This window comes from Nocardia sp. NPDC047038, from assembly GCF_040644075.1.
GTDB lineage: Bacteria > Actinomycetota > Actinomycetes > Mycobacteriales > Mycobacteriaceae > Nocardia > Nocardia sichangensis.
Map to the genome: position 1 here is coordinate 63237 of NZ_JBEYVQ010000018.1, position 13756 is coordinate 76992.

Annotated in this window: 11 protein-coding genes and 2 tRNA genes; 10 read left to right on the forward strand and 3 right to left on the reverse strand. The window is 67.9% G+C overall.

The features are described from left to right. Window positions 1-184 precede the first annotated feature (184 nt). A complete protein-coding gene (locus ABZ824_RS34045) occupies window positions 185-1546 on the reverse strand; it encodes an MFS transporter (RefSeq protein WP_355075871.1) in 1362 nt (453 codons plus the stop codon). 123 nt (window positions 1547-1669) lie between these two features. On the opposite strand from ABZ824_RS34045, the gene ABZ824_RS34050 reads away from it, so the two are divergent. From ABZ824_RS34050 to lysA, 4 genes are all read left to right on the forward strand, one after another. Beyond that, window positions 1670-2248, forward strand: coding sequence for a PadR family transcriptional regulator (locus ABZ824_RS34050; RefSeq protein WP_356968301.1), 579 nt, complete (start codon window positions 1670-1672; stop codon window positions 2246-2248). Next, entirely contained in the window at window positions 2245-4275 is a 2031-nt protein-coding gene (locus ABZ824_RS34055) for an NADPH-dependent 2,4-dienoyl-CoA reductase (protein ID WP_356968303.1), read from the forward strand. Before ABZ824_RS34050 ends, ABZ824_RS34055 begins: the two co-directional genes overlap by 4 nt. Window positions 4276-4381: 106 nt before the next feature. After that, window positions 4382-5185, forward strand: a complete 804-nt coding sequence (gene cmrA / locus ABZ824_RS34060; protein ID WP_356968305.1) for a mycolate reductase — start codon at window positions 4382-4384, stop codon at window positions 5183-5185. A gap of 142 nt (window positions 5186-5327) precedes the next feature. Beyond that, the gene (gene lysA, locus ABZ824_RS34065) at window positions 5328-6668 is read left to right on the forward strand and encodes a diaminopimelate decarboxylase (protein WP_356968307.1); all 1341 of its coding nucleotides are present in this window, start codon (window positions 5328-5330) and stop codon (window positions 6666-6668) included. 9 nt (window positions 6669-6677) lie between these two features. Here lysA and ABZ824_RS34070 read toward each other — a convergent pair whose 3' ends face one another. Then, window positions 6678-8366 (reverse strand): helicase HerA-like domain-containing protein, encoded by a 1689-nt coding sequence (locus ABZ824_RS34070; protein ID WP_356968309.1) that lies wholly within the window; start codon window positions 8364-8366, stop codon window positions 6678-6680. Between the two features lie 185 nt (window positions 8367-8551). Between ABZ824_RS34070 and orn the strand changes: the two genes are divergently transcribed. The 3 genes from orn to ABZ824_RS34085 all read left to right on the forward strand — a co-directional run bounded on the left by orn (window position 8552) and on the right by ABZ824_RS34085 (window position 10188). Beyond that, entirely contained in the window at window positions 8552-9205 is a 654-nt protein-coding gene (gene orn, locus ABZ824_RS34075; protein ID WP_355075860.1) for an oligoribonuclease, read from the forward strand. A 55-nt stretch (window positions 9206-9260) separates the two neighbouring features. Beyond that, a tRNA-His gene (locus ABZ824_RS34080) sits at window positions 9261-9336 on the forward strand. 600 nt (window positions 9337-9936) lie between these two features. Further along, window positions 9937-10188 (forward strand): hypothetical protein, encoded by a 252-nt coding sequence (locus tag ABZ824_RS34085; protein ID WP_355075858.1) that lies wholly within the window; start codon window positions 9937-9939, stop codon window positions 10186-10188. 64 nt (window positions 10189-10252) lie between these two features. Here ABZ824_RS34085 and ABZ824_RS34090 read toward each other — a convergent pair whose 3' ends face one another. Next, the gene (locus ABZ824_RS34090; RefSeq protein ID WP_356968366.1) at window positions 10253-11395 is read right to left on the reverse strand and encodes an Ig-like domain-containing protein; all 1143 of its coding nucleotides are present in this window, start codon (window positions 11393-11395) and stop codon (window positions 10253-10255) included. Between the two features lie 401 nt (window positions 11396-11796). Here ABZ824_RS34090 and ABZ824_RS34095 point away from each other — a divergent pair. From ABZ824_RS34095 to ABZ824_RS34105, 3 genes are all read left to right on the forward strand, one after another. Beyond that, window positions 11797-11869, forward strand: a tRNA-Lys gene (locus ABZ824_RS34095). A gap of 711 nt (window positions 11870-12580) precedes the next feature. Continuing rightward, window positions 12581-13213, forward strand: coding sequence for a transglycosylase SLT domain-containing protein (locus ABZ824_RS34100; protein ID WP_356968312.1), 633 nt, complete (start codon window positions 12581-12583; stop codon window positions 13211-13213). 138 nt (window positions 13214-13351) lie between these two features. Beyond that, window positions 13352-13666: a hypothetical protein gene (locus ABZ824_RS34105; protein ID WP_356968314.1), complete on the forward strand. Its 315-nt coding sequence runs from the start codon at window positions 13352-13354 to the stop codon at window positions 13664-13666. The last annotated feature ends 90 nt before the right edge of the window (window positions 13667-13756 follow it).

Sequence of the window (13756 nt, forward strand, 5' to 3'; positions counted from 1 at the left end):
ACGTAACTCACTCGGCGGGCCGGGGCTCCTCGACATCGCCGCCCGCCGCGACCGAATCCGCCGAACTCACTCGGCGGGCCGGGGCTCCTCGACATCGCCGCGCACCGCGACCGAATCCGCCGAACTCACTCGGCGGGCCGGGGCTCCTCGACATCGCCGCCCGCCGCGACCGAATCCGCCGAACTCACTCGGCGGGCCGGGGCTCCTCGACATCGCCTCGCACCGTGACCGGATCCGGTGATCGCACCGGCAGCAGCACCGCGAGCCCGGCCGCGAGCACGACCAACAGTCCCGCGATCCCCGCCCGGTCCGAACCGAACAGCCAGACGAACAAGCCGAACAGGCTCGGGGCGAGGAAGGACACCGCGCGCCCGGTGGTCGTATACAAGCCGAAGAGCTGCCCCTCCCGGCCCGGCGGCGCGAGGCGGGTCAGGAACGAGCGCGCCGCCGCCTGCGCCGGGCCGACGAAGACGGTGAGCAGCAAGCCGAAGATCCAGAACATCAGTGGGCCGGACACCACCAGCAGCGCCAGCCCGCACACCAGCATCGCGGCCAGGGATACCACGATGACAATCTTCGGCCCGGCCCGGTCGTCGAAGCGCCCCGCGACGATCGCACCCAGCGCCGCAACGACATTGGCCGCGATGCCGAACAGCAGCACATCCGAGTCGGCGATCCCGTAGACCCGCACGGCGAGCACCGCACCGAAGGTGAACACCCCGGCGAGGCCGTCCCGGAAGACGGCGCTGGCCACCAGGAAGCCGACCGTGCGCCGGTCGACGCGCCACAGCTCGCGCAGGTCACGCCACAACACCCGGTACGAGCCGAGGAACCCCGCGCTCGCCGCGCCGGGATCGGCGTTCGTCCGTGGCAGTTCGGGGACCGCGAACAGCACCGGCAACGCGAAGGCGGCGAACCAGACGGCGGCGAGCACGGCGACCAGCCGGATGTTGAGTCCCTGATCGGTGGGCACGCCGAGCAGCCCGCGGTTGTCTCCCTCGCCGGATATGAAGCCGAAATAGCAGATCAGCAGCAGCAAGATGCCGCCGAAATAACCCATCGCCCAACCGAATCCGGAGACCCGGCCAACGGTCTGGGGCGTGGAGACCTGCCGCAGCATCGCGTTGTACGGCACGTTCGCCAGTTCGAAGCAGGCCGACGCGAACGCCAGCAGCGCCAGGCCGAACCACAGGTCGTGGTAGTCGTCGTGAACGAAGAACATCAGCGTCATCGCCGCGACGGTCAGCGCGGTCAGCGCACCGAGCGAGCCCTTGCGCTTCGCGGACGCGTCGAAGCGCTGTCCGCTGACCGGCGCGGTCAGCGCCACGATCAGGCCCGCGATGCCCAGCGCCCACCCAAGCCACGCGCTGGCGGAGACACCGCCGGGCAGATCGTCGCCGACCTTGTCGGTGAGATACACCGAGAAGACGAAGGTGAGGATCACGGCGTTGAATGCCGAAGATCCCCAATCCCACAGCCCCCACGCCACCACTTGCCCGCGCCCGGCGGCCTGCCCGACTGTCGCCTGGGCGTTCACCTCGGTCATGCCGCGCAGCTTAATGCGCGTGACGGTGACGAGGCGGGCCGAAATCGGGTCCGGCCGTGACGAAACGGAGGGTCCTTATGCACCTAGTTGCATAGTACCGAGTGTCACGGCTATCCTCACCGCATGGCACTCGAGCATGCGTTGCTGGTATCGCTGACCGAGCGCGCCGGCTCGGGATACGAGCTGGCGCGCCGCTTCGACAAGTCCATCGGCTACTTCTGGAGCGCGACCCACCAGCAGATCTATCGCGTCCTCAAGCGCATGGAGGAGTCCGGCTGGGTCGACGGCGAGACGGTGATCCAGGAAGGCAGGCCGGACAAGAAGGTCTACTCGGTGAGCGAGACCGGACGCGCCGAACTCGCGCGCTGGATCGCCGAACCGAGCGATTCCGCCACTCCGCGCAACGAACTCGCCGTGAAGATCCGCGCCGCCGCGTACGGCGACATCACCGCGTTGCGCGCGGAGGTGGCCCGCCACCGCGACCAGCACGCCCAGCGGCTCGAGCTGTACCGGCACATCGAGAAACACGACTTCCCCGCTCCCGAGCGGCTCGCCGGGACGGCCCTGCACCAGTACCTCGTCCTGCGCGCGGGCATCCGCGTGGAGGCCGGATTCGTCGAATGGTGCGACGAAGTTCTGCAAGCACTACACCCGCGCGCGACACCCCCGCACGCGGACGGAGAAAGGCGACCTGCCCCATGAGCTCCTTCCCCCATTTGTTCGAGCCGCTCGATCTCGGCTTCACCACCCTGCGCAATCGCGTGGTGATGGGTTCGATGCACACCGGGCTGGAGGACCGCGCCTGGGACACCAACAAACTGGCCGCCTACTTCGCCGAACGAGCACGCGGCGGCGCGGGCCTGATCATCACCGGCGGCTACGCGCCGAATCGCGCAGGCTGGCTGCTGCCTTTCGGCGCCAAGCTGACCAACAAAACCGAAGCGTACCGGCACCGCGCGATCACCAAAGCGGTGCACGAGCACGGCGGCAAGATCGCCATCCAGATCCTGCACGCGGGTCGCTACTCCTACATGCCGGGCAGTGTGTCGGCGTCGTCCATCAAGGCGCCCATCAACCCGTTCCGGCCGCGCGCGCTGTCGGCCAAAGGCATCGAGCGCACCATCGACGACTACGCCCGCTGCGCGAAGCTGGCCCAGTTCGCGGGCTACGACGGCTGCGAGATCATGGGCGGTGAAGGATATTTCATCAACCAGTTCCTCGCGCCGCGCACCAACAAGCGCACGGACGCGTGGGGCGGCTCCCCGGAGAACCGGCGCCGGATCGCGGTGGAGATCGTGCGCCGCACCCGCGCCGCGGTCGGCCCGGACTTCATCATCGTGTTCCGGCTGTCCATGGCCGAGCTGGTGGAGAAGGGACAGAGCTTCGACGAGATCGTCGCGCTGGCCGTGGAACTCGAAGCCGCCGGGGTGAACATCCTCAACACCGACATCGGCTGGCACGAAGCGCGGGTGCCCACCATCGTCACCTCGGTACCCCGTGCCGCCTTCGTCGAATTCACCGCGAAGATCACCGCGCGGGTGACCATCCCGGTGTGCGCGTCGAACCGGATCAACATGCCCGAGGTGGCCGAAGAGATCTTGACCCGCGGTGACGCGCAGCTGATTTCGCTGGCCCGTCCCTTCCTCACCGATCCGGAGTGGGTGAACAAGGCCGCCCAGGATCGCGTCGACGAGATCAACACCTGCATCGCGTGCAACCAGGCGTGCCTGGATCACGCCTTCCAGCGCAAGACGGTGTCCTGCCTGCTCAATCCGCGCGCCGGGCACGAGACCGAGCTGAAACTGCTGCCGACCCGCCGCAGCAAGCGCGTCGCCGTGGTCGGCGCGGGCCCGGCCGGGCTCTCGGCGGCGGTGAGCCTCGCCGAACGCGGCCATCGCGTCGACCTGTTCGAGGCCGACGACAAGATCGGCGGCCAGTTCGACATCGCCCGCCGCATCCCGGGCAAGGAAGAATTCAGTGAGTCGATCCGGTACTACACCCGGATGCTCGAGCTCACCGACGTCACGGTGCACCTGAACAAGCGGGTCGGCGCCGCAGAACTCATCGCGGGCGGCTACGACGAGGTCGTGCTCGCCACCGGCGTACAGCCGCGGATCCCGGACATCCCCGGTATCGACCACCCCATGGTGCTGTCCTACGCCGAGCTGGTGCGGGAGGAGAAGCCGGTCGGCAAGCGCGTCGCCGTGATCGGCGCGGGCGGCATCGGCTACGACGTCAGCGAATTCCTCACCGTGGAAGGGCATCCCGCCCTCAAGCTGGACGAGTGGAAGGATGAGTGGGGCGTCACCTCCGACGACGAGCAGGTTCCCGGGCAGCTCACCACGCCCAGGCCGGCTCCGGCGGCGCGCGAAGTCGTTCTGTTGCAACGCAAGACCACTCCGTTCGGGAAGGACCTGGGCAAGACTTCCGGGTGGGTGCATCGGGCCGCGCTGAAGGCCAAGGGCGTCGAGCAGATCGGCGGTGTGAACTATGAGCGCATCGACGACAACGGCCTGCACATCAGCTTCGGAGAGAAGCGACAACGGCCCCAATTGATCCCGGTCGACAACGTCATCGTCTGCGCGGGCCAGGAATCCGTGCGCGACCTGGAGGCCCCGCTGCGCGCCGCCGGGATGAGCCCGCACCTCATCGGCGGCGCCGAACTGGCCGCCGAGCTGGACGCCAAACGAGCCATCGACCAGGGAACCCGGCTGGCCGCACGGCTGTGAACGGGCGGCGGCCGGGCCCGGACGCCCGGCCGCCGTGACCGCGGCACGGAACCCCGCCGGGGATCGTGCGGCGGACCACCGGGTCACGTCGCCTAGGCTGCATCGGGTGAGCCTGCCCTCCCCCACTTCCGAGAACCGCGCGGTCGTCACCGGCGCCTCCTCCGGCATCGGCACCGCGCTCGCCGCCGAACTCGCCGCCCGCGGCTACTCGCTGATCCTGGTCGCCCGCCGCGAGGAGCTGCTCACCGAGCTCGCGCAGCGCCTGACCCTGGCCCACGGCATCACCGCCGAGGTGCGCGCGGTCGACCTGGCCGACCGCGAGCAGCGCGCTGTACTGGTGGAAGAACTGGCGACCCGCGAGATCGCCGTCTTGTGCAACAACGCGGGCATCGCGACCTTCGGCGCGATCGCCGAACTCGACCCGGCCTACGAGCGCGCGCAGATGGAACTCAACGCCGTCGCCGTGCACGACCTGACGCTGGCCGTGTTGCCCGGCATGCTCGCCCGCGGCAGCGGCGGCATCCTGATCAGCGGCTCGGCCGCGGGCAACATGCCGATCCCGAACAACGCCACCTACGCCGCGAGCAAGGCGTTCGCCAACACCTTCTCCGAATCGCTGCGCGGCGAGCTGAAAGGCTCCGGGGTGCACGTCACCCTGCTCGCGCCCGGCCCGGTCCGCACCGAGACCCCGGATCCCGCCGACGCCTCCATCGTCGACCGGATGGTGCCCGACTTCATGTGGGTCTCCTCGGAAGCCACCGCGAAGGTGTCCATCGACGCGCTCGCCCGCAACAAGATGCGCGTGGTCCCCGGCCTGATCAGCAAGGGAATGAGTGTGGCGGGACAGTACGGCCCGCGCGCGGTCACCGCTCCCATCGCCGGCGCGTTCTACAAGAAACTCGGCAGCTGAGCCAGCCGCGTCAGCGAGCTGTCAAGAAGCGACGCCCGGTGGTCAAGGATCCGCAAATGACCGGCCCACCGGCCCCGCACCCGGCGTAGTCCTGGCATCGGCCCCGCAATTCGAGAAAGCGGGGGCGACCCAGGAGAACATCGTGACGCTGCTCGACATCCTCCCGTCATTGCGGTCGGGATCACCTTCGCGCCTGGATGCCGCGGTCTGGCCGCGGGACACGCACTACGACGGCGACGGCGGGATCACCCTCGGCGGCGTCGCCCTCGCCGACATCGCCGATCAGTACGGGACGCCCACCTACGTCCTGGACGAGCAGGAGGTACGGTCCCGCTGCCGGGCCTATCGCAAAGCTTTTCCCGAGGCCGAGATCATCTACGCGGGCAAGGCCCTGATGACCCGGTCGGTGCTGGATTGGGTTACCCAGGAAGGCCTTTCGGTCGACGTGTGCTCGGCGGGCGAACTGGCCGTCGCGCTGGCGGCCGGTGTGGACCCCGCGCGCATCGTCCTGCACGGCAACGGAAAGTCGTTCGACGAACTGGCCACCGCCGTGCGCAGCGGGGTCGGCCGGATCGTGATCGACTCGCACACCGAGATCACGCTGCTGTCCGCCCTGGCCACGAAGCCACAGCAGGTGTTGCTGCGGCTGTCCCCCGGCATCGATGTCCACGGTCATCCCGCGGTGCGCACCGGTGTGCACGACCAGAAGTTCGGCTTCCCCCTCGGCAGCGATTCGGCCGCCGAGGCGATCGACCGTGTGCTGCGCCAACCGAACCTCACCCTGGTCGGCTTCCACTGCCATCTGGGCTCGCAGATCTACAACCCGGATCACTACGGCGAGGCGGTACGGCGCTTGGTCGCCGCGATGGCGCAGGTGCGGCAAGACCACGGCGTCGTGCTGACCCAACTGGATCTCGGCGGCGGTCACGCGGTGGCCTATCGCGCCGGTGACGCCGAAATGAATCTCGCCGAACTCGCCGACATCCTCGAGGACGCCCTCGACGCCGCCTGCGCCCGCCACCACTTCCCACGGCCGGTCCTCGCGCTGGAACCCGGCCGTGCCGTCGTCGCCAGGGCCGGGGTGACGCTGTACCGAGTGCTCTCGATCAAGCACGTCGAAGGCGGGCACACCTACGTCACCGTGGACGGCGGGATGAGCGACAACCCGCGCGTCGCGCTCTACGGCGCGCGCTACGAGGTCGTGGTCGCCAGCCGCCACCCGTGCGGTCCGCAGATGACCGCGACGGTCGCCGGTCGCTTCTGCGAGGCGGGCGACATCCTCGCCGCCGACGTCCGGCTGCCTGCCGACCTGCGCCCCGGCGAGGTGCTCGCGATGCCGTGCACCGGCGCCTACCATCACAGCCTTGCCTCGTCCTACAACACTGTCGGGCGGCCGCCGATCATCGCCGTTCGACACGGCCTCGCCCGCGAACTGATCCGCAGGGAGACGACGGCGGACCTGCTCGCCCGCGAGGTCGGATGACCGGCGCGCTCAACGGCGCCGGGTGCCGAACAGGCTGCGGGTGATCTCGCGTCCCGCCGCGGTGGCGGCCGAGCGCAGGAAGCCGCGGACCGCGGGATTCCGCATGATCCGCTCGGCGGCGGACTCCTCTTCCACGCGGTTCACGTTACGGCCGGGGACGGGTGCCGGTTCCGGCTCCCGCGCCGCGTCGGCCACCTTGGCGGCCAGCAGTTCGTAGGCCGATTCCCGGTCGATGGTCCGGGCGTACTTCGAGGCCAGCGAGCTGGACAGCGCCCGCGACCGGATCGCGTCCACGCCGATGGTGTCCATCAGCGACCGGGGTGGCCGCATCCTGGTCCAGGCCACCGGCGTCGGCGCGCCCTGCTCGGAGAGCACCGTCACGATCGCCTCGCCGGTGCCGAGGGAGGTCAGCGCCTGCTCCAGGTCGTATACACCGGTCCTGGGGTAGGTGCGGACGGTCTTGGCCAACGCCTTCTGGTCGTCCGGGGTGAACGCGCGCAGCGCGTGCTGGATGCGCGCGCCGAGCTGGGACAACACCGGGTTCGGGATATCGGTGGGCAACTGTGTGCAGAAGAACACGCCCACTCCCTTGGACCTGATCAGTTTGACGGTCTGCTCCACCTGATCCGAGAACGCCTTCGAGGCGTCGGAGAACAGGAGGTGCGCCTCGTCGAAGATGAACACCAGCTCGGGACGCTCCACGTCGCCGACCTCCGGCAGGGTCTGGAACAGGTCGGCCAGCACCCACATCAGGAATGTGGAGAACATCACCGGCCGCGCCGCCTCGGCACCCAGCTCGAAGAGTGTGATCACCCCTTTTCCGTCCACCACCCGCACCAGGTCGGCCGGGTCGAGTTCCGGCTCGCCGAAGAACGTGTCGCCGCCGTCGGCCTCCAGATTCGCCAAGGCGCGCAGGATCACGCCCGCGGTGGCCGCGGAGACACCGCCGATGCCTTTCAGGTCATCCTTTCCCTCGGAGCTGGTCAGATGAGTGATCACGGCGCGCAGGTCCTTCAGGTCCAGCAGCGCGAGGCCATTGCGGTCGGCCCAGTGGAAGATCAGTCCGAGGGTGGATTCCTGCGTCTCGTTCAGCCCGAGCACCTTGCTCAGCAGAACCGGGCCGAACGAACTGATCGTGGCGCGGATCGGAAGTCCTGTCCCGGTGGTGCCCAGCGACACGAATTCGGTGGGGAAGCCGGTCGCCGCCCAGTCCGCGGCGCCGGTCTCCGCGATCCGCGTGGCGAGTCTTTCGCTCGATCGGCCCGGCTCGGCCAAACCCGACAGGTCGCCTTTGATATCGGCCAGCACCACCGGAACCCCAGCGCTCGACAGTTGCTCCGCGATGCCTTGGAGGGTCTTCGTCTTCCCCGTACCGGTCGCCCCCGCGACCAGACCGTGCCGGTTCATCATCCGCATCGGGATACGGACGCGCGCGCCGGAATCCACCCTCCCGTCGACCACCACGGTGCCCAGGTCCAGCGCAGCGCCCTCGAACGCGTAGCCCGCGGCGATCTCTTGTGCGGCGGTCGAGCCCGGGGACGGTTCGTCTCTTCCTTCGGCAGCACCGGCTCCACCCGCTGTCTGCTCGGCCAGTTCACGTTCCGCGGCCTCCGCGGCGGCGGACGCCTCCGCCGCGATCCGCGCCGCCTCGTCGGCCGCTTTGCGCGCCGCGGCCGCCTTCTCCTGCGGGGTGGTCATCGCACGTCTCCGTCCTGGCTCGACCGGGCTGCTTCACTCAATGTTTGCTGCCGCACCGAAAACGCCGGGTGACGATCTGGAAGAAACTGTATCGCCACCGGTCGGATTCCTGTCCGCATCGGCGGCTTCGGGGTTGCCGAGCCGTATCGCGGGCACCGGACCTTCGCCCGGCTAATGTTGCACGGGTGTCCGACAAATACATGGTGTGGATGGATTGCGAGATGACCGGCTTGCGCTTGGACAGCGACAAGCTGATCGAGGTGGCCGCACTCGTGACCGACAGCGATCTCAACATCCTCGGCGAGGGCGTGGACATCGTCATCCACGCCGACGACGACGCGCTGGCCGCGATGCCTGCCGTGGTCGCCGAGATGCACGCGCGCTCCGGGCTGACCGACGAGGTCCGTCGCTCCACCGTCACCCTCGAAGAGGCCGAGCAGCGCGTGCTCGACTACATCCGCCAGTACATCCCCACCCCGCGCACCGTGCCGCTGGCAGGCAACTCGATCGCCACCGACCGCGGTTTCATCGCCAGGGACATGCCGCTGCTGGATGCCCACCTGCACTACCGGATGGTCGACGTGAGCTCGATCAAGGAGCTGTGCCGCCGCTGGTACCCGCGCATCTACTTCGGCCAGCCGGAGAAGGGCCTGAGCCATCGCGCACTGGCCGACATCCAGGAGTCCATCCGGGAACTGGAGTACTACCGGCGGACCGCGTTCGTCGCGCCGCCCGGTCCCTCCACCACCGAAATCGCCGCCGTCGCCGCCGAGGTCTCCGAGACCGCCGAACAGCGGACCGAATCGGCGCAGGTCAACGGCTCGCCAGATAACGATTAGGGAGTGGGCGGGTAGACACGCTAATATCTAGCCCGCTGGTTCTTCACCGGCGATGGTGAGCGTAGTTCAGTTGGTAGAGCACCAGGTTGTGATCCTGGCTGTCGCGGGTTCGAGTCCCGTCGCTCACCCCAGGTGTCGCGGTGTGCGAACCGTCCTCTGAGGCGGTTCGCACACTACGGCTGGCGCTTTCTCTACTCTGTTCATTCCCCGCATCGGCGCGCGACGTGAAATAGCCGTCCGTATCTCTCCGAGGCGGCGATCATGTCCCAAAGACCCCAAGCCATCGGCAAGCGCCTGCACTCGAATGGGTCCACATGCGAAATGCGTCACGATGCGGCGTGCCGTTTCATGCCTGAGCGCGCCCTCCTGCCACGGCCGACCACCGAAGGTCTCGGCGCCTATGGAAATCATCTTCCGCAGAGGCCGAGCGCCCGCATGACCCACCTCGCCGCACCGGCCGGGTCCTGACGCGTTCGTCGCGGGCATCGCTTCGCGCCGCCGATCGAGGAAACCGGCCCACGTCCCCACCGAGAGCCGAGTCGGCTCGATCGGGCGCGGCTGACACTCCGCGCAAGGCTCTTTCACTGCGCCCCAGACCTTTTGCCACCGGCGCTCACCGCGATGTGAAACGAAACCACTCCAGAATCCGCCACGCGTCCGTAGACTGCGGTGCACGTGGGACGGTGTCGCTGGGGCGCCTTCCCGGTTCGACCAGAAAGACACACCTCGTGATGCGTTCCGCGGTTATCGCAGCCTTCGTCGGCGCCACTCTCCTCACCGGATCCAGCGGAACCGCGGTCGCGGGAATCGGACTTCCCCCGCTGCCCGACTCCGGCTCGGCGTCGAGCGGATCGGCGGGCGGCCTGGCCACCACCGGCTCCTCCGGCACCGGATCGGCGGGCAGCAAGCTGCTGTGCGCCGCCACCGGCAGCGCCATCGCGATCCTGGGCGACGCCCAGTTGGGTTGCAACATGCTGCCGTGACCCCCTGAACGCCGAACGGGCCACCGGATTCGCTCCGGTGGCCCGTTCGGCGTTCCGCTTCGGCTCAGCGATTGTCTTCGGCGTTGCCCGCTTTCCAGACCGACCACGGGATGTTCCAGTCACCCAAGCCGTCCACACCGGACAGGGTGCCGCCCACGGTGTTCTTCACGATCGTGATGTCACCGCGCTTGGCGTTCTGGAAGACCCACTGCGCGTTCGCCGGACTGAGGTTCAGGCAGCCGTGACTGGTGTTGCTGTACCCCTGCGCACCGACCGACCACGGCGCCGAGTGGAAGAAGATGCCGCTGTAGGACAGTCGCGTCGCGAAGTCGACCGGCGTCTTGTACCCGTCGGGCGCGTTGACCGCCACGCCGTAGGTCGAGGAGTCCATGATGATCTTCTCGTGGCGGTCGGCCACGATGTAGACCCCGTTGTCGGTGGGGGTGCTGTCCTTGCCCATCGAGGTCGGCATGGTGCGGATCACCTGGCCGTTCAACTCGACGGTCACCTGCTTGGTGTTGTCGTCGGCGGTGAAGACCATCGCGTCGCCGATGGTGAAGAACGAGTGGATGTTGTCCTGCCCGTACAGGCCGTTGCCGAGATTACGTCCGTAGACGTTCACATCGACGGTGATCTTCGATCCCGGCGCCCAGAAATGCTCCGGCCGCCAGCGCACCTCGCGGTTGTTCACCCAGTAGAACGCGCCCTCCACCGGCGGCTCCGTGGTGATCTTGATCGCATCCTGCGCGGCCTTCCGGTCGGGGATGTTCTCGTCGAACTGGACGGCCACCGGCTGTCCGATACCGACGACCTCCGCCTCGCCGGGCACCAGATAGGGCTTGGTCTGGTTACCGGGCGAACTCGTGGTGAAACTCAGCGTCGCGGAGTTCGCCCCGCCGAGCCCGATCGCGTCGGCCTTCAGTCGGTAGGTCTTGCCGTAGCCGAGCACCTCGGTGGTCTCCCACGAACGCCCGTCGGCGGCGAGCCTGCCCTCCACCGCCTTGCCCTGCGGGCTGACCAAGCTCACGTTGGTGAACTTGCCGTCTTCCACCTCGAGCGCCAACGGGACGCCCGGCGATACCCCTACCTCGCCATCCTTCACCGGCGACAACAACTTCGGCTTGATCAGTTCTGTGATGGGGTTGCGGTCGATGGCCACCTGAGCCGCGTCCTTGGCGTCGGATGCCGAACATCCGGTCAATGCCAGCGCGGCGACCGCGACAACTATCACCGGTCCCGCGAACGTGCGTAGCGACCGCCTCGTAGTCGGCTTGCGCACGTGCCGACCTCGACCAAAACTCATTTCAACCCCGTTTCAAAGTCTCGGCGCTCCAGGACACACCGAGGGCTTCGGATACCGACCGCCACGCCGCTCACCCCGCCGTGTACGCGGGCGGTCGAAACCACAATCGGACATTCTGCCAGTGCGTCACGTCCTGGCCAATGTGAACACCTAGTCCGTCACTGCAGCGTTACCACCACTAGATCACCGCGGCGAACCCCCGCGTTACGGCGGCGGAGAGCATCACATCCGCGCCGGTCAGGACACGATTTCACTTCTGCGGCCCCGGCCTGTTAAGGTTTGTCCCGCACCGGAACACGGAGCAAGCGCCATTAGCTCAATTGGCAGAGCAGCTGACTCTTAATCAGCGGGTTCGGGGTTCGAGTCCCTGATGGCGCACAACACGCAAACCGTGCCCTTGTCAGTCATCGGCTGGCGAGGGCACGGTTTTTTTCGTCTCCACGATGGCCCCGATTTCCGTGACATCACCGTGACCTGGACTTTTTCCCAGTTGCACCAGTGGTCTCAATTCGGACAGCTATACGCCCGCCATCGCCGCGAAATCCACCTGTGCGCCCGAAAATTTCTGTGACCTACGGCACAAGAGGTTTAACGGCAAACTCCCAGCTTGGATAACGATTCGGCAACCGCGTCTTGGGCTTTCCAAGATCGTCAGCGCCTGCCGTTCATGATCAGTTCACCGTCCGTTAACCATGCGTGACCATTCTGCAATCAGGTCACAAAGCGACCTGAAGTTTGGTCAGCCCGAGGAGTTGTAGACACCGATTCGGTAACGATCACACGGCAGGCACCCTGCCCGCCACGTGATCGGCGGAGCGGAATCCGGCAACGGACCCGCAATCCCATACTTCCGCCCGTCTCACCGCATCGAGGATGCGGGTCTCGCGCGACAAGCGGCCGAGCCCACCGAGGGCGATCCGGTGCCGCACGCAGAAGCGTCGCGTTCCGGGGACATCAGCGTCCCCCACAACAAAACCACACAAAAGCACATGGCCGTTTCGGCGAACGCACACGAGCGTACGCCGCAGGATCCGTGCTGCCCAACTGCGGCCGGATCGAGTAAGTCCCCGATCAAGGAACCGATTCGCAATGCCTGACAGACGCCTTTCCACCCTTCGCCGCCCCTCGCTCCGCGAAACCGTCACCGTCGCCTTCGCCGCCGCGGGTGTCGTCGCCGTGGCCGCCTGCTCCGCTGCGTCCGTTGCCGACAACAGCGTCCCGTCTCGCATCGCCATGGTGGCCGAGCAGCAGCCCGAGGCCGCCGCCGCTCCGGTCGCCGCACCGGCGGCCGAGGCGATCCCCGCGCCGATGCCCGCACCCGCGCCCGCCCCCGCCCCCGCGCCCGCTCCGGAGGCGGCCCCGGTCCCGGCCCCGATGCCCGCCCCGGCCCCGCCGGTCTACGCGGACAACCTGGACGGCTGGATCCGCCAGGCGCTCGACATCATGTCGGCGAACGGCATCCCCGGCACCTACAACGGCATCTACCGCAACATCATGCGCGAGTCGACGGGCAACCCCCAGGCCATCAACCTGTGGGACTCCAACGCCGCCATGGGCATCCCGTCCAAGGGCCTGCTCCAGGTGATCGACCCCACCTTCGCCGCCTACCACGTCGCCGGCACGCCCTTCGACATCTGGGACCCGGTCGCCAACATCGCCGCCGCCTGCAACTACGCGGCGCACCGCTACGGCTCGATGGACAACGTCAACAGCGCGTACTGATCCACACCGTCACGCAGCCTCCCCATCCATCGGATGGGGAGGCTGCGGCGCTTTCCGGCCGTGTCCGCGCGGTCGGCCAGGCGTGTCTGCGGCTCCGGCAATAATGGTCCACATACCCGCGACCCCCTGGACCTTGCCGTGACCGACTACGCACACAACGACGCGGCGGCCAAGAGCCGCGCCGAGAAAGCACGCCGGCTGGCGAGTTACCTCTGGCCCCGTGGCATCACCGGCTCCGAGGTGCTCGCGATGCCCGCGCCGGTACGGCGCAAACTGGCCAGGGCCGCCGGAACGAATCCGCCGAGCACCGACGAGACCTGGACCGCGGTGGCACGGCTGCTGACGGAGAAGGACGACTGGGCCGCCCGACATCCGCGGCATCCCGCTGCCCGGCGCGAGCACACCGACGAGAAACTGCTCTGGGTGAAGCCGCCGATCACGCCGTGGTCCTGAGTTTCCGCGAAAGTCTTTGCGATTCAACGTTTTCCGCGTCTACTACAGACTTTCGTAGACTAGCGTCATGCACCCGCCGACTCAGCCGTC

What these genes read in the sequence shown, in the direction of transcription:
- ABZ824_RS34070 (WP_356968309.1), bottom strand. Translation starts at nt 8,366, where the DNA reads ATGACCACCCCGCAGGAGAAGGCGGCCGCGGCGCGCAAAGCGGCCGAC.
- ABZ824_RS34085 (WP_355075858.1), top strand. Translation starts at nt 9,937, where the DNA reads ATGCGTTCCGCGGTTATCGCAGCCTTCGTCGGCGCCACTCTCCTCACC.
- ABZ824_RS34055 (WP_356968303.1), top strand. Translation starts at nt 2,245, where the DNA reads ATGAGCTCCTTCCCCCATTTGTTCGAGCCGCTCGATCTCGGCTTCACC.
- ABZ824_RS34050 (WP_356968301.1), top strand. Translation starts at nt 1,670, where the DNA reads ATGGCACTCGAGCATGCGTTGCTGGTATCGCTGACCGAGCGCGCCGGC.
- ABZ824_RS34045 (WP_355075871.1), bottom strand. Translation starts at nt 1,546, where the DNA reads ATGACCGAGGTGAACGCCCAGGCGACAGTCGGGCAGGCCGCCGGGCGC.
- ABZ824_RS34100 (WP_356968312.1), top strand. Translation starts at nt 12,581, where the DNA reads ATGCCTGACAGACGCCTTTCCACCCTTCGCCGCCCCTCGCTCCGCGAA.